Annotated in this window: 16 protein-coding genes and 1 tRNA gene; 9 read left to right on the plus strand and 8 right to left on the minus strand. The window is 40.4% G+C overall.

Translation table 11 applies throughout. From position 1 onward, the window contains the following. Window positions 1-9 precede the first annotated feature (9 nt). Window positions 10-3,762 carry a reprolysin-like metallopeptidase gene (locus BUL40_RS03105; protein WP_176465440.1) on the plus strand — a complete coding sequence of 1,251 codons (3,753 nt, stop codon included), beginning with the start codon at window positions 10-12 and terminating at the stop codon, window positions 3,760-3,762. After that, the gene (locus BUL40_RS03110) at window positions 3,759-4,451 is read left to right on the plus strand and encodes a hypothetical protein (protein ID WP_080318049.1); all 693 of its coding nucleotides are present in this window, start codon (window positions 3,759-3,761) and stop codon (window positions 4,449-4,451) included. The genes BUL40_RS03105 and BUL40_RS03110 overlap by 4 nt, the downstream gene beginning before the upstream one ends. Window positions 4,452-4,455: 4 nt before the next feature. On the opposite strand, the gene pth is transcribed toward BUL40_RS03110, so the two are convergent. The 3 genes from pth to BUL40_RS03125 all read right to left on the minus strand — a co-directional run bounded on the left by pth (window position 4,456) and on the right by BUL40_RS03125 (window position 6,727). Further along, window positions 4,456-5,085 (minus strand): aminoacyl-tRNA hydrolase, encoded by a 630-nt coding sequence (gene pth / locus BUL40_RS03115; RefSeq protein ID WP_080318050.1) that lies wholly within the window; start codon window positions 5,083-5,085, stop codon window positions 4,456-4,458. A gap of 65 nt (window positions 5,086-5,150) precedes the next feature. Continuing rightward, window positions 5,151-5,765, minus strand: a complete 615-nt coding sequence (locus BUL40_RS03120) for a 50S ribosomal protein L25/general stress protein Ctc (RefSeq protein ID WP_080318051.1) — start codon at window positions 5,763-5,765, stop codon at window positions 5,151-5,153. Window positions 5,766-5,785: 20 nt separating this feature from the next. Next, window positions 5,786-6,727 carry a ribose-phosphate pyrophosphokinase gene (locus BUL40_RS03125; protein ID WP_010519485.1) on the minus strand — a complete coding sequence of 314 codons (942 nt, stop codon included), beginning with the start codon at window positions 6,725-6,727 and terminating at the stop codon, window positions 5,786-5,788. A 146-nt stretch (window positions 6,728-6,873) separates the two neighbouring features. Between BUL40_RS03125 and BUL40_RS03130 the strand changes: the two genes are divergently transcribed. From BUL40_RS03130 to BUL40_RS03155, 6 genes are all read left to right on the plus strand, one after another. After that, window positions 6,874-6,955: transfer RNA gene (locus BUL40_RS03130), tRNA-Leu, on the plus strand. Window positions 6,956-7,209: 254 nt separating this feature from the next. Next, the gene (dinB, locus tag BUL40_RS03135; RefSeq protein ID WP_080318052.1) at window positions 7,210-8,424 is read left to right on the plus strand and encodes a DNA polymerase IV; all 1,215 of its coding nucleotides are present in this window, start codon (window positions 7,210-7,212) and stop codon (window positions 8,422-8,424) included. Between the two features lie 115 nt (window positions 8,425-8,539). Continuing rightward, window positions 8,540-11,554, plus strand: a complete 3,015-nt coding sequence (locus BUL40_RS03140; RefSeq protein ID WP_080318053.1) for a DNA polymerase III subunit alpha — start codon at window positions 8,540-8,542, stop codon at window positions 11,552-11,554. Window positions 11,555-11,709: 155 nt separating this feature from the next. After that, the gene (locus tag BUL40_RS03145; RefSeq protein ID WP_080318054.1) at window positions 11,710-12,075 is read left to right on the plus strand and encodes a DUF7009 family protein; all 366 of its coding nucleotides are present in this window, start codon (window positions 11,710-11,712) and stop codon (window positions 12,073-12,075) included. A 1-nt stretch (window position 12,076) separates the two neighbouring features. Next, the gene (locus BUL40_RS03150) at window positions 12,077-14,368 is read left to right on the plus strand and encodes an FdhF/YdeP family oxidoreductase (protein ID WP_080318055.1); all 2,292 of its coding nucleotides are present in this window, start codon (window positions 12,077-12,079) and stop codon (window positions 14,366-14,368) included. A 59-nt stretch (window positions 14,369-14,427) separates the two neighbouring features. Further along, window positions 14,428-15,105 carry a hypothetical protein gene (locus BUL40_RS03155; protein WP_080318056.1) on the plus strand — a complete coding sequence of 226 codons (678 nt, stop codon included), beginning with the start codon at window positions 14,428-14,430 and terminating at the stop codon, window positions 15,103-15,105. A gap of 26 nt (window positions 15,106-15,131) precedes the next feature. Here the strand turns inward: BUL40_RS03155 and treF are convergent, their stop codons facing one another. The 5 genes from treF to BUL40_RS03180 are packed head-to-tail and all read right to left on the minus strand — an operon-like array spanning window position 15,132 to window position 19,801. Then, window positions 15,132-16,721 carry an alpha,alpha-trehalase TreF gene (gene treF, locus BUL40_RS03160; protein WP_080318057.1) on the minus strand — a complete coding sequence of 530 codons (1,590 nt, stop codon included), beginning with the start codon at window positions 16,719-16,721 and terminating at the stop codon, window positions 15,132-15,134. Window positions 16,722-16,731: 10 nt separating this feature from the next. Then, window positions 16,732-17,910 (minus strand): acyl-CoA dehydrogenase family protein, encoded by a 1,179-nt coding sequence (locus BUL40_RS03165; protein ID WP_080318058.1) that lies wholly within the window; start codon window positions 17,908-17,910, stop codon window positions 16,732-16,734. 49 nt (window positions 17,911-17,959) lie between these two features. Next, a complete protein-coding gene (locus tag BUL40_RS03170; RefSeq protein ID WP_080318059.1) occupies window positions 17,960-18,676 on the minus strand; it encodes a tRNA1(Val) (adenine(37)-N6)-methyltransferase in 717 nt (238 codons plus the stop codon). Continuing rightward, window positions 18,676-19,206: a ribosome maturation factor RimM gene (rimM, locus tag BUL40_RS03175; protein ID WP_080318060.1), complete on the minus strand. Its 531-nt coding sequence runs from the start codon at window positions 19,204-19,206 to the stop codon at window positions 18,676-18,678. Before rimM ends, BUL40_RS03170 begins: the two co-directional genes overlap by 1 nt. A gap of 10 nt (window positions 19,207-19,216) precedes the next feature. Next, window positions 19,217-19,801, minus strand: coding sequence for a 30S ribosomal protein S16 (locus BUL40_RS03180; protein WP_080318061.1), 585 nt, complete (start codon window positions 19,799-19,801; stop codon window positions 19,217-19,219). 265 nt (window positions 19,802-20,066) lie between these two features. On the opposite strand from BUL40_RS03180, the gene BUL40_RS03185 reads away from it, so the two are divergent. Then, a complete protein-coding gene (locus BUL40_RS03185; protein ID WP_010519496.1) occupies window positions 20,067-20,522 on the plus strand; it encodes a ferritin-like domain-containing protein in 456 nt (151 codons plus the stop codon). The last annotated feature ends 5 nt before the right edge of the window (window positions 20,523-20,527 follow it).

A 20,527-nucleotide genomic window follows, 5' to 3' on the forward strand; every position in this document is an offset into this window, starting at 1 on the left:
TTTTTCAGGATGAGAGCTAAGTTACACCTTGTTTTATCAATATCCATATTTTTTATTGTCTTTTCCGGATGGTCTCAAGATAATTATTGGAAACCTGCAGCAAATCAGTCAGTTGTACATACCGGTAAATTATTGGTAAAAACCCAGAACTACACCCTTAACGCACAAAAATTTGGTGCTGTGTTAAAGGAAGCCAACAATAAACGGCAATTGGTGTATCTGCCAATAGCCGGCCTAGGCACCAAATCTTTTATGGTTAAAGAGGCCAGTGTGCTGCATCCTAGTTTAGCAGCGCAATTTCCAGAAATAAAATCGTACCAAGCAGTAAGTGCGGATAAAAAGTATACGGCTAAAATTAGTTTTACCCCAAAAGGTGCAGATATAACCATTAGAGATAATAGTAGTGGTAAAACGCAAATAGTTGCATTAGATAAAAATACGGGTACATATAAAAGCTATGAGCGTAATCTGGTGCCAAAAGCATTTGGTGCTTTTGTATGTAAAACGCCAGAAAGTTCTCCAAAACAAAGTGCTTACCAAGATATTCCCAGAAATCTAGTACAAGACCAAACCTTGCGTAAATTTAGAATTGCAGTTTCTGCTACAGGAGAATATACGGACCATCATGGAGGTACGGTAGCCGATGCTTTAGCAGCAATAAATGCTACTATTACAAGGGTAAATACCGTTTTTGAAAGGGATTTGGCTATTACTTTAGAAGTTATACCTAATACTACTGATGTTATTTATACCAATGCGGATACCGATCCATATAATGGCAGCCTAAATGCTGAGGTTCAAGAAACCTTAACAACCATCATTGGGTCAGAAAATTATGATGTAGGTCACTTATTTCATGATGCAAATCCTAGTGGAAATGCAGGCTCTATTGGAGCGGTTTGTAATGATAGTAGAAAGGGCAGTGCTTTTTCCGCAAGTTTTGAACCAGAAGGGGACCGGTTTGATTTGGATTATGTAGCGCATGAACTTGGACATCAGTTTGGTGCAAACCATACTTGGTCTTTTGAAAGTGAAGGTACGGGAGTGCAAGTAGAGCCGGCCAGTGGTACAACCATAATGGCATACGCAGGTATTGTAGAAGGCGATAACGTGGCTGCCTTTGGGAGCGATTACTTTCACCATGCAAGTATTGCTCAAATCACCAATTTTGTAGCTGGTTTAAGTTGTCAGCAAACCGTAAGTATTAGCAATACAGCACCAACCATAGCAGCGCAGGAAAATTATATTATACCTAGGAATACCCCTTTTAAATTGGAGTCGACAGCTACGGATGCGGAAGTAGATAATCTTACCTATGCCTGGGAACAAATAGATAATGGTGTGGTTACCACGCAATCTTTTGGACCAGAGAATACCTCAGGCGCTAACTTTAGGTCGGTGGCGCCAAGTGCCAATAACTATCGTTATTTTCCAAGAATTACTAGAATCTTGGCAGGCCAATTAACACAAACATTGCCTACCGTAGATTCTGTCTGGGAAACGTTGTCTAGCGTAGAGCGCGATTTGAATTTTGCCGTAACCGTGAGAGATAACAATCCGTTAGGGGGGCAGGTAGCTACAGATTCTGTTAACGTAAAGGTGGTTAATACACCAAGTGCTTTTGAGGTGGTGTCGCAAAGAACTAGGGTAGTCTATAATGCCGGCAGTGTACAAGAGGTGCGTTGGCAAGTGGCAGAAACTAATTTGGCGCCTATTAATACAGAATTTGTAGATATTTTTCTGTCAACAGATGGCGGTTTTAATTTTGATTTGGTCTTGGCAGAGAATTTGCCTAATACGGGTGTTGCAAAAGTACAATTACCAAGTACAAACACAGAAATGGCAAGGATTATGGTCAAGGGAAAAGGTAACATCTTTTTTTCGGTAAACACAGCAAATTTTACTATTGCTTCTAGTCCTATAGTTTTGAAAACAGAACAGCTTACCTACGAAGTCTGTAAGCCTAGTACGTTAACCATACCTTTTATTTTAGAGCTTAATGATGGTTTTGCCGAAACGGTAAATTTTTCGGCTGATCTACCTAGTGGTATAACAGCGGTATTTACACCTGATAATAGTAATGTTGATGGAACTTCGGTAACGGTGGAATTAAATATTATTTCTTCTATTCCAGTTGGTATATATGATGTTGAATTGATTGGCACGGCAAGTAGTAATGCTACTTCGGTACCACTTAGCCTAAATGTATTGGATGATGCCTTAGATGATATAACTCCAGAATCCCCGGCAGATGGAGCTATCAATATTGGTTTGGAACCAATATTAACTTGGGCAGACAACGATAATCATAGTTTTTATGAAGTAGAAATTGCCACGGATAATGCTTTTGCCAACGTAGTTTATACCAGAACCGTAAATACAAATTCAGTTAATGTAGAGCGTTTAAGCGCAGAGACCACCTATTATTGGCGGGTAAGGCCAAACAATAGTTGCGCAGCCGGAACATTTAATTCGGGCAGTTCATTTACAACTACAGTGGTAAATTGTGATGCTTTTGACGCTCCTTGGTTGCCATTGGATATTTCGCCAGAAACAGCATCCGTTGTGGAGTCCAAGATTACGTTTTTTCAAGATGCACCAATTGCAGATTTAAACGTAAACTTAGAATTGTCTCATACATATTTAGAAGACTTAATTATTAGTCTAACTTCACCGGCGGGCACTAAAGTATTTTTGGTTTCTAAAAACTGCGGCAACTTAAATAATATAGTAGCCACTTTTGATGATGATGGTGAAACCTTGGTGTGTGGTAATAACCCTGCTGTGAGTGGTATTGTAAAGCCCTTGGGAACGTTGGCCAGCTTTAATGGAGAAAGTTTGTTGGGCGAGTGGGTATTAAGAATTGAAGACACGGCTTCATCAGATGGAGGCCAATTGGAAGCGTTTTCTATTGATGCTTGTATAGAAGGTATTTTTAGGCCAGATGAGGATGGTGATGGGGTTTTTGATGATGGAGATGACCTTTGCTTAGGGACTCCTAAAGGAGCCTTGGTAGATGCCAATGGTTGTGCAATTAATACGTTTGAGGCCTCTAACTTTTCAATTGAGATTAATAGTGAATCTTGCCGTTCCAATGAGGATGGTAGCATAAACGTCGTGGTACAGAACACAAGCTTATTGTATACGGCAACATTAAGTGGAAACAGTGGGGAGACGCAATTGGAATTTACCGAAAACGTAGTTTTTTCTAACCTATCTTCTGGAACGTATCAATTATGCTTAACCGCTACAGACGGTGTTTTAAACTACAGGGAAACTTGTTTTGATGTGGTAATTTCTGAGCCGCAGTCTTTAGAAATTTTGAACCAAACCTTAACCGAAGAAGGTTTTTTAAGCTTGGCGCTCTCAGGTTCGGAATTTTATAATATTGAAATTGATGGGGTAACGTATCAAACACAGGAGCATATTTTTGAAAAGCAATTAGGGGTTGGGGTCCATAACCTAAAAGTAAGTTCTTCATTAGCTTGTCAAGGCGTTTATGAACGTATACTGGTTGTGGCTGGTAATCCTACTTTAATGGAAAACCCAGTTGTAAATACTGCAAGAATCCTTCTAGATTGGCCAGAAGATACGGTTCATGTTCGAGTTTTTGGAATGGACGGAAGCTTATTGTGGTCTGGTAAACAAACGGTAGCTGCCAATCAATTTCAAGTGCCCGTAAGCAATTTGGCCAGCGGTTTTTACTTGTTACAGATTCAGGGCGAAGTAAAAACGGAAACCATAAAACTAATAAAACGATGATGGGTAAATTATTAGTTGCGTTTGTAGTGCTATCAGCAGTTTTTAGCTGTGGTAAAAATGATGATGGTCCTCCACCAGCTCCAGAGGCCGTGTTGCTTGTTTTTCCAGAACAGAATTCAGAATGTACTACGGGAGCGGTTATAAATGAAAATCAAACCCAAGTAACATTTTCTTGGCAAACATCTGCAAACACAGATGAGTACATACTTACGGTTATTAATCTAGAGACCAATAGTCCACAGGCCATAAGAACCAGAAATACTTCGGCTAGTGTGGCCATAGAAAAAGGTACTCCTTTTTCTTGGTCGGTGGTGTCTACCAATAGCAATAGTACAGAAACGGCTACTAGTGAAAATTGGCTATTTTATAATGCTGGTGCGCAAACAAATTATGCACCATTTCCTGCCCAAATACTAGCTCCCAAATCTGGTAGTACGGTATTTATGGATCAAGATGGCCAGGTGGTTTTGCAATGGTCCGGAACAGACGTGGAAGAAGATATTGAAACTTTTGAGGTTTATTTTTCAGCCACCAATCCACCGGAAGAATTAGTGCAGGTTTTAGATAATACAACCAGTAGTTTAAGCGTTTCCGTAGCTTCGGGCAATACGTATTATTGGCGTGTGGTTACTATAGATGCCCTGGGCAACACTTCTGATTCTGGAGTGTTCGATTTTAAAGTGTATTAGTAAATTAAGTGTTGTTGTATTGGTTCATGGTGTTTTTAATACCAGCAAAAATAAAAGAACGAATTAAGTCCGTAGAACGTTGTAGCCGTTCTTTTAATAATGCATTTTCTTGAGCCGTCCACTTGCCCAATACAAAATCTACTTGCTTTCCTTTGGAATAGTTGGCTCCTACGCCAAAACGGAACCTTGGATAAGTTGTGGTATTTAGTATTTTTTGAATGTCTTTTAGGCCATTGTGTCCGCCATCGCTTCCTTTGCCTTTTAAACGAAGCGTGCCAAAATCCAAGTTTAAGTCGTCTGTAATTATCAATACATGGTCTAACGGAATATTTTCTTTGTCCATCCAATACTTCACTGCCTTTCCGCTTAAATTCATGTAGGTGTTGGGTTTTAAGCAAACAACGCTTTTTCCTTTGTGTTTAAAGCTTCCTACGGAACCTAATTTGTCAGACTCAAAAGAAAATTGCTCCTCTTCGGCCAAAGCATCTAGTATTTTAAAACCAATATTGTGTCTGGTATCGTCGTATTCTGTGCCTATGTTACCAAGGCCAACAACTAAAAACTTTTTCATGGGGTCTGTTTCTGTAATTAGGTTAGAAACTTCTTTTCTGTTTTTAAACAACCATTTTAGCATGGTCTAAAAATACAAAAGCATCCTTTTGCAAAAAAAGGATGCTTTTGTTATTGGGTAGAAGTGGATTAAGCTTCTGCAGCTTCGCCACCTTCTTCTTCGCCTTCTTCTTCGTCTTCATCAGAACCAACAGCAGCGTTTCTAGAGGCCTTAACCTGTACTACGGTAATGTTGTCTGGTTGCATGATGGTGTACTCATCTACTCTTAGGCTTTCAACGGCAATTTTACCACCAATTTTAAGTTTAGAGATATCTACAACAATCTCGTCTGGTAATAAGTTAGGTAATGCTTTAACAGAAAGCTTACGGTTTCTGAACAACAATCTACCACCGTTTCTAACACCTGGAGAGTTACCTTCTAAACGAACTGGGATGTTCATTGTTACAGGTTTGTCATCAAACAACTGGAAGAAATCTATGTGCAAGATACTATCTGTTACTGGGTGGAACTGGATGTCTTGCAGTACTGCGTTTATAGACTGTCCGTTTTCCAACTCAATTACAGCGGTATACGCGTTAGGAGTGTACACCAACTCTTTGAACGATAGCTCTTCTGCTGAAAAGTGTATCGGTGATTCCCCTCCGTATATAACGCAAGGGACCTTTCCAGCATTACGTAGGGCTTTGGTTGCAACCTTGCCCACGCTTTCTCTTTGGGATCCTTTGATAGTAATTGACTTCATTTTATCTATTTATTAAAAAATTACATTAAAAATTTAGAAGATATAGAGGTGTTGTGGTGTACCCTATGCATTACATCTGCAAATAAATTGGCACAACTTAGCACTCTAATCTTTTCAAAATTTTCCCTTGACGGAATTGAATCTGTTATGATCAATTCTTTAAGTTGGGATTTTTCTATTCTTTCATAAGCGTTGCCAGAAAGCAATCCGTGGGTAGTAATGGCACGTACGCTTAATGCGCCACGTTCTATCATCAAATCGGCTGCCTTGGTCAAGGTACCAGCGGTATCTACCATATCGTCTACCAAAACAACGTTCTTTCCGGTAACGTCTCCAATTAATTCCATTTTAGAAATTATATTGGCTTTTTCACGTTGCTTATAACAAATAACTACATCGCTTTCCAATGCTTTGGAATAGGCATAAGCTCTTTTAGAACCACCCATATCTGGAGATGCAATACATAAATTGTCTAAGTTTAATTCTTTAAGGTAAGGTAAGAACAAAGTAGAGGCAAACAGATGGTCTACAGGCTTTTCAAAGAACCCTTGTATCTGATCCGCATGTAAATCCATGGTAATGATTCTTGTAGCACCAGCCGTTTCTAGCATTTTTGCCACTAGTTTAGCTGCTATGGGTACTCTAGGCTTGTCTTTCCTATCTTGTCTTGCCCAACCAAAATAAGGCAATACGGCGGTAATGTGTCTGGCAGAGGCTCTTTTGGCAGCATCTAACATCAACAACATCTCCATCAAGTTTTCCGGACCGGGATTGGTAGAACCAATAATAAAAATTCTTGCACCCCTAACAGATTCTTCAAAAGAAGGTTGAAATTCCCCATCACTATATCTAGAGAATTTTATGTTTCCTAGTTCTGCGCCATAGGCAGCTGCTATTTTTTCCCCTAAAGCGGTACTTTGGGTACAGGCAAAAATTTTCGGTTCTGGTACTTGATACGGCATTGCTAAAAATTGAAAACAGGCAAATTTACATAAAATGCCTGCTTAAAATCGCTGCAAATTTACACAATAATCTGGGTTGCTAAAGAATATTTTTGTAATTATTGATTGGGGATTCAAATTATTTTATAATTTTGCCATCCGTTTTAGCCTTGGTGGCGGAACTGGTAGACGCGCTGGATTCAAAATCCAGTGTCTTCGGACGTGTGGGTTCGATTCCCACCCAAGGTACTTGAAGCCTCTTAATCTTAGATTTTGAGGCTTTTTTTATTGTTTTCCACCTAATTTCCTTCTCTTTTTTATATGATTTTATTGCAGCCTCGAGTAGCTGAACAAGCTTGTGGTTTTCTTGTTGATATTTTAACATGGATAAAATCCAAATAAATGGAATAATTCCATAATTTAGCTTCCCTCTTTTTGTGGATTGCCTTTTTGATTGTTAAAAAGGGATTTCTAACAAGTTAGCAGTAGGGGAGTTAAGTGGTATGAACAAGACTATTCTACATTTGGATTTAGATACGTTTTATGTGTCTGTAGAGCGACTCATACAACCAGCGTTAAAGCACCGTCCATTATTGGTTGGCGGTACAAGTGATCGTGGTGTGGTGGCGGCCTGTAGTTATGAAACCCGTGGTTTTGGGGTGCATTCTGGTATGCCCATGCGTATGGCCAAACAGCTGTGTCCAGAGGCGGTGGTAATTAGGGGCAATGCGGGTACGTACAGCAAGCATTCAGATGTGGTTACGGAAATTATTAAAGAGCAGGTACCTGTTTTTGAAAAATCTAGTATAGATGAGTTTTATGCGGATTTAACAGGGATGGACCGTTTTTTTGGCTCGTATAAATACGCTACGGAGCTGCGGAAAAAAATAATCAAGGAGACGGGTTTACCCATTTCCTTTGGGCTTTCGGTAAATAAAGTGGTCTCTAAAGTTGCTACCAATGAGGCAAAGCCTAACAATCAAATAAAAATAGATTTTGGGTACGAAAAGCCTTTTTTGGCTCCTTTGTCCATCAAAAAAATACCTATGGTAGGTGATAAAACCTACCAAACCCTACGTAATCTGGGAATACGCCAAGTAAAAACCGTGCAAGAAATGCCCAAAGATGTTATTCACCAAGTGCTGGGTGCCAACGGGGTGCTTATTTGGAAAAGGGCACAAGGCATAGATAACACGCCAGTGGTTCCTTTTAACGAGCGTAAATCTATTTCTACTGAGCGCACTTTTGATAAAGACACGATAGACGTGGTTAAGTTAAAGGGTATTTTAACGGCAATGACAGAGAATTTGGCCTATCAGTTAAGGCGTGGCGAAAAGCTTACCGCTTGTATTACGGTAAAAATTCGCTATTCAGATTTTAACACCTATTCCAAGCAAAAACGAATTGCCTACACCAGTGCGGACCATATTTTAATACCTAAGGTGATGGAGTTGTTTCAATCACTTTACAATAAAAGAATGTTGGTGCGCTTGGTTGGGGTGCGGTTTAGTCATCTGGTATCTGGAAACTACCAGATAAACTTGTTCGAGGATACGGAAGAAACCTTGAATTTATACCAAGCCATGGATAAAGTGCGGCAGCGCTTTGGGGACAGGGCCGTATTGCGAGCGTCTGCTATGGGGGCCAAAACCATTGGTAGAATGCAAAACCCATTCAATGGGCAGCCACCTGTTGTTTTAGCGCACAGAAAACAGTAAAACCTAGTTGCAAGCAGTATCAATTCAAAAAAAATGCATGCAACAAACAACAAACAACAAACAACAAACAACGAACAACGAACAACGAATAACGAATAACGAAAAATAAAACACCGTGTATCTAAATTGCCATACTTATTACAGCCTGCGTTTTGGAACCTTTTCTGAAGTAGCGCTTTTGCAATTGGCACAAGAGCATCATGTACGGCAATTGGTGTTAACAGATATAAATAATACTTCTGCGGCGCTCAATTTTATGCGTAAGGCGCCAGAATATGGCGTAAAACCTATTTTGGGTATCGATTTTAGAAATGGCGTAGACCAGTGTTTTGTTGGTGTGGCACAGAATAATGAAGGGTTTCAAGAATTGAATACTTATTTGTCCCATTTTTTACATCAGCATATTCCTATTCCAGAACGGGCTCCTGTTTTTAAAAATGCCTTTGTGGTATATCCATTTGAGAAAGTATTGCTGAATGAGTATGATGAATTTCTGCTGCATGAGTTTATAGGTATTTCTGTGCGCGATTTGCGGAGACTGCCTTTTTCTCGACTTAAAAATTATACGGACAAGCTGGTAGTGCAGCAACCGGTTACTTTTAGAAACAAGCGCGATTTTAATGCGCATAGGCTATTACGTGCCATTGATAATAATGTGTTGTTAAGCAAGCTAGACGATGACCAGGTGGCCAGCGAAGAAGAGAAAATGTATCCTATCGCCAATTTGGCCCAAGTGTTCTCAGAATACAGTTTTATTTTGGAAAACACCCAAAAACTGTTGGATGGCTGTGAGCTGTTTTTTGATTTTTCTGCCGATAAAAAGACCCAAAACTTACGGCACTATACTGGCAATGCCTCAGAAGACGTAGCCTTGCTCAAAAAATTGGCAGAAGAAGGGCTGCCGTATCGGTATCCAGAGGTAACCCAGGCCGTAAAAGACCGTATGGCAAAAGAGCTAGATTTAATTATCCAGATGGATTTTGTGTCTTACTTTCTCATTAATTGGGATATTGTGAGTTATGCTCGCGAGCAGGGTTTTTTCTATGTGGGTAGGGGTAGTGGCGCCAATAGTGTGGTGGCGTATTTATTGCGAATTACAGATGTGGACCCAATGGATTTGGATTTGTACTTTGAAAGGTTCATCAACCTCTATCGTGCCAACCCACCAGATTTCGACATTGATTTTTCGTGGCGAGACCGCGAGCACATGACGCAGTATATTTTTAATAGGTTTAATCATGTAGCGCTGGTAGGTACCTATGTTACATTTAAGGAAAGAGGGGTAATCCGGGAATTGGGCAAGGTGTTTGGGTTGCCTAAAGAAGAAATAGATGCTTTGAGTGCGGGGCAAACCAACCTAAAACAACTAGATACTATAGCGCAGTTGGTACTCAAATACGGAAGGCTTATTCATGGAATGCCCAATTATGTAAGCGTACATGCTAGCGGTATTTTAATAAGCGAGGGCCCGTTGCAGCAATTTTCGGCCACATTTTTGCCGCCAAAAGGTTTTGCTACCGTTCATTTTGATATGATAGCTGCAGAAGATGTGGGCTTGTATAAGTTTGATATTCTTGCACAGCGCGGTCTAGGTAAAATCAAAGATACCTTGGGTATTGTACAATACAATCAGCCAGAGAAATTCACTTTTGATATTCATGATGTAAAGACATTTTTTAAAGACCCTACCATCAATAATTTAATAAAAACAGCACAATGCATGGGGTGTTTTTATGTGGAGTCTCCCGCTATGCGCATGCTGCTTAAAAAATTGGAGGTAGATAATTATCTGGGGTTGGTGGCGGCCAGTTCTATAATTAGGCCTGGGGTGGCTAAAAGCGGTATGATGCGGGAGTATATTCTTAGGCATCGTAATCCAGGAAGGGCAGAAGAAAAAGGGCATCCGGTGTTATTGTCTATTATGCCAGAAACCTATGGGGTTATGGTGTACCAAGAAGATGTGATAAAGGTGGCGCATCATTTTGCAGATTTGGATTTAGGAGAGGCAGATGTGCTCCGTAGGGGCATGAGTGGTAAATTTCGCTCGCGCGAAGAGTTTGAAAAAGTCAAGGATAAATTCCGAAGCAATTGCTTGGCCAAAGGGTATGCAGAAGCGTTGATAGATGAAGTGTGGCACCAAGTGGCTAGTTTTGCTGGTTATGCTTTCGCCAAGGGGCATTCGGCCTCTTATGCGGTAGAGAGCTACCAGAGTTTATTTTTGCGGGCCTATTTTCCGTTGGAATATATGGTGGCGGTACTCAATAATGGGGGCGGATTTTATAGTGCCGAATTTTACATTCATGATGCCCGTATGCTTGGGGCAACAATACATCCGCCTTGCGTAAACCAAAGTGTGGCGGCTAATGTTATCTACGGCACCCATATTTACTTAGGCTTTATGTACCTGCGCGATTTGGAGGAGCGTGTAATGCAACGCATTGTTAACGAACGCGTGGCGCAAGGACGTTTTTTATCTCTGGAAGATTTTCTAGACCGTGTGCCTATTGCTATGGAGCAGTTGAGTATTTTAATACGTATAGATGCTTTTAGGTTTACGGGAATCAATAAACATGAATTACTTTGGAAAGCACATTTTGCGTTGGCCAAGGGCAAACGTGTAGAACATCCAAAGCTTTTTAAGCCTAAGCAACCCAAGTTCCAAATTCCCAAACTACACACTACGGATTTAGAAACGGCTTTTGAACAGTGGGAGCTATTGGGTTTTCCGCTGTGTAGCCCTTTTGCATTGTTGGCAGAGCCTGCTAAAAACAGCAACGGGCAGCAGCATTTGCAGGCATATTTAAACAAGCATATAGATATTTACGGGTATTTGGTTACGGTAAAAAATACCAAAACACATACGGGTAAGCGCATGCATTTTGCTACGCTTTTAGATTGTTACGGAGAGGTGTTTGATACGGTTCTTTTTCCGCCAGTAGCCGCCAAATATAGTTTTAGGGGCAAAGGTATCTATCGGTTTTACGGCAAAGTGGTGAGCGAATTTGGTTTTTTAAGTATTGAAGTGATAAAAATGCAAAAGCAAGATTATGTACCAGACCCACGTTACGCGGATATGCGCGCCGGTAAAAAAGCATTGGAGGATAAGAAAAAAGACGAAGAAAGGGTTTAGTAGTTATCACAAGTAGGTTCAAATTATTTTGCTATTGACACCGCATATTTTTCAGAATCAGTAAAATTGGTTTTAAAAGAATAAAGGATAGGTGCAAATGGGGTAAAGAACTATTGGCTAATGCGTACCTTAGTGGGTAGGTTAAAAATTGCTCCATGAAAATTAGAATAAAAGGAAATTCGGTACGGTTTAGACTTACACAGTCCGAAGTAAAAAAGCTTTCTACAGAAGGTATAGTGGTAGAAACCACAGCTTTTGAAAGCGCAAACTTTACCTATCAAGTAAAGCAATATGCTGGTATTACCGCGTTGCAAGCAAATTTTGAAAATAATTGTATTTCCATGTTGGTGCCAGAACCAGAGGCCAAAGAGTGGTATGCTAACAATTTGGTTGGTCATGATAATACCATGCTGCTGCCATCTGGAGAAAAATTATACCTGCTGTTAGAAAAAGATTTTACGTGTATGGATAATACCATAGAGGATCAATCAGACAACTATCCCAATCCTAAACTGCAATAAAATGTTAGAGAAAAAAAGAAACGTTTCCCATACGGGCTCCACGGAGTTTACAGGTTTAAGATTAGGTAATCCCGTACAACATGCTGCAGGAGCTCTGGGTGTAAAAGAGGCGCTAAAGCATACGTTTAAAGAAATGGGGGTGGTGCGATCTACCCGAGCACTATTCAAAATGAACCAAAAAGACGGATTTGATTGTCCTAGCTGTGCTTGGCCAGACCCAGAACACCCTTCTAAGATTGCAGAATACTGCGAAAATGGAGCAAAAGCCTTGGCAGATGAGGCTACTACAGATAAAATAGATGCTGCTTTTTTTGCTAAACATTCGGTAGAGGAATTATCGCAACTAACGGATTACGAATTAAATAGGTTTGGGCGTTTGGTGTCGCCTTTGGTATTACGCCCCAATAGCATCCACTACGAGCCTATTTCTTGGGAAGAATCCTATCAACTTATTGCAGAGCATTTACACAAGCTTAGCAACCCAAATGAAGCTATTTTTTATACCTCCGGGCGTTCTAGTAACGAGGCCGCTTTTTTATACGGCACGTTTGCAAGAGCTTTTGGTACCAATAACATGCCAGATTGCTCCAATATGTGTCATGAAAGCAGTGGGGTGGCATTGGGCGAAACCCTAGGTATTGGCAAAGGTTCTGTAACCTTAGATGATTTGTATGGGGCAGAAGTGATTATCATAGCTGGGCAAAACCCAGGGACAAATCACCCTAGAATGTTATCGGCCTTAGAAAAATGCAAGCAAAATGGAGGTAAGGTGATTAGTATTAATCCGCTAGAAGAATCAGGACTTGTGCATTTTAAAAATCCACAGCATGTAAAAGGAATGCTTAGTGGGGAAGACATGGCAGACATTCATTTGCAGGTGCGCATAAATCAAGATATTCCTTTGATAAAGGCTATTCTAAAGAAATTAAAGGCTTTAGATGCAGAAGAAAATTCTGTTTTTGACCACGATTTTATTGCGAAGTACACAGAAGGTTATGAAGCGGTAATGAACGATTTGGACCAGCATAATTTGCAAGATTTAATTGCAATGACTGGTGTTTCCGAGGCCAAAATAGACGAGACGGTACAGTTATTGGCGCCATCTTCTAAAATAATTGTGTGCTGGGCCATGGGGCTTACACAGCACAAAAATGGGGTAGAAACCATACGGGAATTCATCAATTTATTACTACTTAAAGGAGCTATAGGTAAACCCCATGCGGGTACCTGTCCAGTACGGGGGCATAGCAATGTACAAGGAGACCGTAGCGTTGGTATACAACATTTTGTAGATGAGGCGATGAACCAGCGTATTAAAGAACATTTGGGTTTTGATGCGCCTACGGAAGAAGGTGTGGATGTGGTAAAAGCCATAATGGCAATGCACAAGGGCGATGCTAAAGTGTTTATGTGTTTGGGGGGTAATTTTTTAATGGCGGCATCAGACACGGCATATACTGCAGAAGCTATTCAGAATTGTGATTTAACCGTCCAAATTAGTACTAAGTTGAATCGTTCGCATTTAGTCACTGGTAAAACTGCTTTGATTTTGCCTACTATGGGGCGTTCCGAAAAGGATATGAAAAATGGTAAACTGCGTAGCTTTACCGTAGAAAACAGCATGGGAAGAGTAAGGCATAGCAAAGGTTTGCTAAAACCTGCTTCTGGCGATTTGGTAAGCGAACCCGAAATTATTGCCCATATTGCAGATGCCTATTTTAAAGGGAATCATTCTGTAGACTGGAGAACACTTGGCGATAACTATGAAATGGTTCGCGAGTTGATAGATAAGGTGGCAAAAGGCTTTAAAAATACGGAGGAACGTGCCAAAGGTTCTGGGTATTATTTGCCCAATAATGCTAGGGATAAAGATTTTAGTCATTTACCCAATGGTAAAGCGCAGTTAATGGTCAATAACTTGCCGAATCATGATTTAAATGAGGACGAATTTATGTTGATGACCATTCGCTCTCATGACCAATTTAATACTACCATTTACGGATTGCACGATCGTTACCGTGGGGTTTATAATGAAAGACGGGTCTTGTTCATGAATAAGAAGGATATGGCCGCTAAAGGTTTAGCTAAGCGCGATGTGGTGAACCTACATAGCCATTATGATGGTGTAAAGCGTACTGCAGAAAAATTCTTGGTAATACCTTATAATATTCCAGAAGGAAATTTGGGGGCCTATTTTCCAGAAACCAATGTTTTGGTGCCCATAAACCATTATGCAGACCGTAGTTACACGCCTATAAGTAAAAGTGTAAAGGTTACTGTGGAGAAACTGTAGCTTTTTTAGAATTTTAATTTCTTATTTTTAAGTGTTAGAGAATTAATTCATAGTGAAAAATGAAAGCAGCGCTTTATCTTTTAGTGGTTTTGTTTAGTTGTTCTAATTCTCTGGCCCAAAAGAGTGGGAATAATCTAGAAAAAGTTGACGGCTGGTATTTTAGGGTAACAGGTGGTTATCCAGCAGCCATATCATTTGAACCTATAGTCTTGTTTAAGGATGGAACCTATTTTGAAATAGGAGAAGAAGCGCTTTCTGAGGTTGATATTTCACAGTCTAAAATTACAGATGTCAATCTTTGGGGTAAATGGACAAGAAACGGAACTATTTTTACGTTGACCAACGAGGAGAACAAGTCCTATCAGTATGATTTGGATTCCGGTAATTGGTTCGTGGCATTTCCTTATAACCCCAAAATTAAATTAATCGGAACGTATGAGAAGGTTTCTGGGGGTGTCTATGGTAATGGGTTAATGGCTCTTTTTAGTTCTAAACTAACGTTTTTGGATGATAAGCATTTTACCCATGCAAAAAATGGCGGGGTAACCGCGTACGGTTCTTCCGCTTGGAAAAACGATGAAAATTCTGGTGTTTACCATATTAAGGGTAACGAAATCAGTTTGTCGTACAATAATGGTGCTACTATAAAACTTTCCTTTGCCATAGGTGCAGAAGGAGATAATGTTATAGATACGGATATGTTATTTATAGGAGGCAAAGCGTATGTTATCGAATAATGAATATTATCCGTAAGCAAAAGTTGCTATTGTTCCAACTCCTTTTTTAGCGCTAGGTATACACCATTACTCCAACCAAAGCCATCTTGCACGGGGTATTCTCCACCGCCCGCTTCTAAGGTTAAATCCTCTACGTTGTATTTTTCTACGAATTTGCCAGTGTTCTCATAAACCTTTTCGTTCAATTGTACCCAGCGGGTAGCAATAGTCTTGGCTAATGCCTGGTGACCATAATTTTTTAACCCAACATAGGTCATCCACTGTAGCGGTGCCCATCCATTAGGAGCATCCCACTGTTGTCCAGAATGGTTCAAAGTACTAAGCACGCCACCGGGTCTTAAAAACTCTTGCTCTATGGTTTTGGCTATAGCGTCTGCCTGCTCTTGGGTTGCCATTTCAAAAAATAATGGATAAACGGTAGCCAAAGATTTTACGCCTGTTCCCTTATTTTTAATAAAATTGTAATCTTCAAAAAGGCCTAATTCTGGATTCCAGCATTTATTATTTAAGAAGGCAATTCGGTTTTGTTGTTGGGTTTTTAATTGGTCCACATAATCTGGATGGTCTTTATAACATTCTATAAGTACACTTTCTAAACCGTAAAGAAGTGCATTTAAGTCTACAGGAATAATATCCGTTGTTTCTATAGTCTCTATGCTTTTGGCGTCTGCAAACCAACGTGTGGAATAATCCCAGCCAGATTCGGCGCCAGCGCGCAAATCTTGGTACATTTTTATACCTCCGTTCATTTTGGCAACTTGGAGGGAATCTTCTTTAAAAGATTCTTGTCTTGGGCCAGTTCCTTTATCAAAATAGCGATTCATTGGGCCGTAGACTGTTTTTACTACATGTTGGCTTGCTGCTTGCTCCGCGATATCCGTATGCATCCAGAACTCGTATTCTGCTTTTAGTGATTTAGCATATTTGCTATAGATTTCTGAGCCTTTATGCTTTGCTAATAATGCCACCATTTGTGCAAAAAATGGAGGTTGGGAACGTGTTAGATAATACGTTCTATTGCCGTTGGGTATATGCCCTATGGTAGAAATTAAATGCGAAAAATTGTCTAGCATGTTTTCAATCAGTTCAAACTCGCCGCTTTCGGCTAAGCCTAGCATAGTAAAATAGCTATCCCAATAGTAAACCTCTCTAAAGCGTCCGCCTGGTACCACATAGGCATTAGGTAACGGTATTAGGGAGCCCATCTGTTGTACGGTGTCATTGGTCCTAGTTAAAACGGGCCAGAGCGATGCGACATGCTCCGCTGCATTTTTTGCGGGGTCCGATTCAAAATCTGATGATATGGACGGTGGAAGCTCAAAATAAGTAGTTACAAATGTCTCTAGATTAAAACCCTCTTCTGATTTTTCGTTTTGATACGCTTGCAATATAACCTCTGAATCCTTCTTTGGGATACAATCTACAAAGGTCTTACTGTCCTCAAAAAGCGAACTCATTTGTACGGCTACAAACAAATCGCCATACAGCTCGTCTGGAGTTTGTAAGTTGAGTTGAGGTGATGCTGTTGTAACAGTAGATTTATTCGCTGTAGATTTAGGTTCTTGCTTGCAAGCGAGAAGTAAAAGGGATATCAAAAGGAAATAGATGTTTTTCATGATTGCGGTATTATTTAAATGCAGGGATTCCGGTGATGTCTGCTCCCGTGATAAGTAGGTGAATATCATGTGTGCCTTCGTAAGTAACAACGCTTTCTAAGTTCATCATATGGCGCATGATGCTAAACTCCCCAGAAATCCCCATAGCGCCCAAAATTTGCCTAGATTCCCTAGCTACTTGCAATGCCATGGCAACGTTATTTCGTTTGGCCATGGAAATCATGGCAGAGCTCGCTTTACCTTTATTCTTTAATTGTCCTAACCGATGCGCTAACAATTGCGCTTTGGTGATTTCTGTGACCATTTCGGCTAACTTTTTTTGTTGTAGTTGAAAAGCAGCAATAGGTTTGCCAAACTGCATACGTTCCTTGGCATAGCGTAGAGCGGTATCATAACAATCCATTGCGGCTCCTATTGCGCCCCAAGAAATGCCGTACCGTGCAGAGTCTAAACAATGTAGAGGGGCGGATAGCCCATTTTTACCGGGTAACAGATTTTTCTTTGGAATTTTTACATTATCAAAATGCAGTTCTCCCGTGGCAGATGCGCGTAAGGACCATTTGTTGTGGGTTTCTGGGGTGGTAAAGCCTTCCATGCCACGTTCTACCAAAAGACCATGGATTCTGCCATTTTCATCCTTGGCCCATACCACGGCCACATCTGCAAATGGGGCATTGGAAATCCACATTTTGGCCCCGTTTAATAAGTAATGGTCTCCTTGGTCTTTGAACTTGGTTTCCATGCCTCCAGGGTTAGAACCGTGGTTGGGTTCCGTTAGTCCAAAGGCGCCCATATATTCCCCAGATGCCAGTTTGGGTAAAAAATGTTTTTTTTGCGCTTCGGTACCATAAGCATAAATGGGATACATGACCAAAGAAGATTGTACGGAAGCGGTAGAGCGTATACCACTATCGCCACGCTCTATTTCTTGCATTAATAAACCGTAACTAATGTAGTCTAAACCAGCACCACCGTAGTTTTCTGGAATCATGGGGCCAAAAGCGCCAATTTCTGCCAAGCCGCCTATTACTTGCTTGGGAAAAGTAGCATTTTGCGCATGCTCATCAATAATAGGGATAATAGCTTTGTTTACCCATGACCGTGCTGCATCACGGACCATTATATGTTCGCTACTCAAAACATCGTCTAATAAATAATAATCGGGTGCAGAAAATGCCTTTGGGTCCATATGCTTCAGTTTAGTCTCTTTTCAAAGATAAGAAGCACTTGGGAGGTCTTTACATTTTTAAATAAAAATCCTTGGTAAGGTTAATGTAATCTTCGGTGTATTGGTGGCGCTCTTTTTCTATTACCAAGTCGTTCACCAGAGGCTGCTTTTCTTCAAAAGTTAAATACAGTAAACTACGTTTTATGGGAGCGGTATGGTTGCCTTTTATATGGGTTATCTTGGTAGCATAAAGGCCGTAATTTCTTGCTGTAGCCAAAAAAGATTTTTCTTCGCTAAACGGAATAATGCAAGCGAACCCGCCTTCTGGAGTCAAAAGTTTGGCAACGCCTTCCAATAAATTTGGAAAGGGTAATGAAGATTCTTGCCGGGCTGCATCTCTTTCTAAAGAACCGCTGTTTACCTGTTCCGTATAAAAAGGAGGATTGGCAACAATTAGGTCGTACTCCTCTGCATCCATTTCGGTTACAAATTCAGAGAATTCTGCATGGTAGCAAAACAAGCGGTCTGCCCAATCCGATGCTTCAAAATTGGCAACGCATTGTTCATAAGCGGCATCGTCTAACTCCAAAGCGTCTATAAGTTCTGCGGGGCTGCGTTGGGCCAATTGCAAGGCTATTATGCCGGTTCCGGTACCCACGTCTAAAATGGAATCGGGTTGGTTGTGCAAGGGTGCCCAAGCGCCAAGTAGTACCCCATCTGTGCCAATTTTCATGGCGCAGCGGTCTTGGTGCACCGTAAATTGTTTAAATGTGAAAGGTTCTGCCATTATTCGCCTAAATACAATTCTACCAATCCATCAGGGGTGGATACATGTATTTCTTTTTTTGCCCGGTCTAGTTTGGTGATGATATCGTCGTTCAAGGGAATCAATAACTCTTTGCCTTCTTTATCTACCTCAAACAAAACTTGACTAGCACTGTCGTTAATGGAAACAACGGCACCTATATCGCCATGAACGGCATCTATCATTCTAAACCCGATTACCTCATGATAGTAGAACTGGTCCCCACTAAGTTTAGGTAAAAAGGAAAGCGGTAAATATAGTTCACTTCCCATAATACGATCTGCGGCAGCTTCGTCTTTTACATCTTCAAAATCTATACGGAGTAGGGCCGATTTGTGTAAGCGGCACCTTTCAATAAAAAATGGAACCAGATTTCGCCCTAAAAGGACAAATACTGATTCCATGTTTTCGTAGATTTCAGGTTCATCGGTATCTAGTTTTACTAGAACCTCACCTTTGAAGCTATATTTTGAAACGATTTTGCCCAGGTAGAAACAATCTTCCTTGCGCATCGTCTACAAATTATTCTTTATCAGCTTCGCCTTCTTTCATTTCTGGAGCTGCAGGAGCCTCTTCTGGTACTTCTGGTGCAGCTTCAACAGCTTCTACTTCTGCAGATGCATCACCAGCAACTTCAGTTTCTGGAGTTTCTTCTACTTCTGGTTGCTGTGCAGCAATACGCGCTTCGTTCACTTCTTTTTCAGCTGCCAAAGCTTTTGCTTTTTCTTCTTCTTTAGCTTGGTCTAAGCCTTCTACTTTAGCTTGTACCGCTTTTTCTTTTTCTTCTACCCAAGCATTAAAACGCTTTTCTGCTTCTTCTTCAGAGAAAGCACCTTTTCTAACACCACCTAATAAGTGATGCTTTAAAAGTGCACCTTTATAAGAAAGGATAGCTCTAGCAGTATCTGTTGGTTGTGCTCCATTGTTCAACCATTTTACAGCACCATCAACATCTAGGTTAATAGTTGCAGGGTTAGTGTTAGGATTGTAAGTACCTAATTTTTCTAAAAATTTACCGTCTCTTTTAGAGCGGCTATCCGCTGCTACTACCCAATAGAATGGTTTTCCTTTTTTACCGTGGCGTTGTAATCTAATTTTTACTGGCATATCACATTAATTTGTTGGGTGCCCGACCCTTGATTATTAATTCATTTTTTGCTTTTACCCGAAAAGCGGGTGCAAATATAGCCTTATTTTCCCATATGCCAACTAATTAGCTTTAAAAAAGTTAATTCTCTTAACAGCTGCTTTCTAGCTTGTTAAATCCCTTATAAACCCTGTTAAATACTTGATATTGCGATGAATAATATTATCTTAAGTACTGTTGTTGATAGTCAATAACACGTATGTTGAATTAAAATGAAAGAGAATAATGGAGTACACAGTAGAAATGTCTAACAAATTAAATGAATTATTGGAAAAAACGTATGATGCAGAAAAGGGCTTTAAGCAAGCTGCAGAAAATGTGAACAATCCGGTAATACAGAAGTTTTTTAAAGAGCGTGCCAACCAGCGATACGATTTTGGGCACGAATTGAAAAAAGAAATAAGAGCCTTTGGCCAAGACCCTGATAAAGGTGGTAGTACCAAAGGAACATTACATAGAAATTGGATGAATTTAAGATCCTACTTTGAGTCGAATAATGAGGAAGCTATGTTGAACGAGGTAGAACGTGGCGAAAAAGAAGCCATTAATACCTACAACGACATTATTAACGACAAAAAATTTGTGTTACCACCCTCAACAGAGAACCTGTTGATGAAACAACGTAATGCAATTAGAGAGACATTGGACACGGCAAGTGTTTATGAGAACGCAGTGTCCTAGTTTAG

This window comes from Croceivirga radicis (genome assembly GCF_002072105.2).
Classification (GTDB): Bacteria; Bacteroidota; Bacteroidia; order Flavobacteriales; family Flavobacteriaceae; genus Croceivirga; species Croceivirga radicis.

What these genes read in the sequence shown, in the direction of transcription:
- rimM (WP_080318060.1), bottom strand. Translation starts at nt 19,206, where the DNA reads ATGCGCAAGGAAGATTGTTTCTACCTGGGCAAAATCGTTTCAAAATAT.
- BUL40_RS03155 (WP_080318056.1), top strand. Translation starts at nt 14,428, where the DNA reads ATGAAAGCAGCGCTTTATCTTTTAGTGGTTTTGTTTAGTTGTTCTAAT.
- BUL40_RS03110 (WP_080318049.1), top strand. Translation starts at nt 3,759, where the DNA reads ATGATGGGTAAATTATTAGTTGCGTTTGTAGTGCTATCAGCAGTTTTT.
- BUL40_RS03105 (WP_176465440.1), top strand. Translation starts at nt 10, where the DNA reads ATGAGAGCTAAGTTACACCTTGTTTTATCAATATCCATATTTTTTATT.
- pth (WP_080318050.1), bottom strand. Translation starts at nt 5,085, where the DNA reads ATGCTAAAATGGTTGTTTAAAAACAGAAAAGAAGTTTCTAACCTAATT.
- BUL40_RS03165 (WP_080318058.1), bottom strand. Translation starts at nt 17,910, where the DNA reads ATGGACCCAAAGGCATTTTCTGCACCCGATTATTATTTATTAGACGAT.
- BUL40_RS03150 (WP_080318055.1), top strand. Translation starts at nt 12,077, where the DNA reads ATGTTAGAGAAAAAAAGAAACGTTTCCCATACGGGCTCCACGGAGTTT.
- BUL40_RS03185 (WP_010519496.1), top strand. Translation starts at nt 20,067, where the DNA reads ATGGAGTACACAGTAGAAATGTCTAACAAATTAAATGAATTATTGGAA.
- dinB (WP_080318052.1), top strand. Translation starts at nt 7,210, where the DNA reads ATGAACAAGACTATTCTACATTTGGATTTAGATACGTTTTATGTGTCT.
- BUL40_RS03145 (WP_080318054.1), top strand. Translation starts at nt 11,710, where the DNA reads ATGAAAATTAGAATAAAAGGAAATTCGGTACGGTTTAGACTTACACAG.
- BUL40_RS03180 (WP_080318061.1), bottom strand. Translation starts at nt 19,801, where the DNA reads ATGCCAGTAAAAATTAGATTACAACGCCACGGTAAAAAAGGAAAACCA.
- BUL40_RS03125 (WP_010519485.1), bottom strand. Translation starts at nt 6,727, where the DNA reads ATGCCGTATCAAGTACCAGAACCGAAAATTTTTGCCTGTACCCAAAGT.
- BUL40_RS03170 (WP_080318059.1), bottom strand. Translation starts at nt 18,676, where the DNA reads ATGGCAGAACCTTTCACATTTAAACAATTTACGGTGCACCAAGACCGC.
- BUL40_RS03120 (WP_080318051.1), bottom strand. Translation starts at nt 5,765, where the DNA reads ATGAAGTCAATTACTATCAAAGGATCCCAAAGAGAAAGCGTGGGCAAG.
- treF (WP_080318057.1), bottom strand. Translation starts at nt 16,721, where the DNA reads ATGAAAAACATCTATTTCCTTTTGATATCCCTTTTACTTCTCGCTTGC.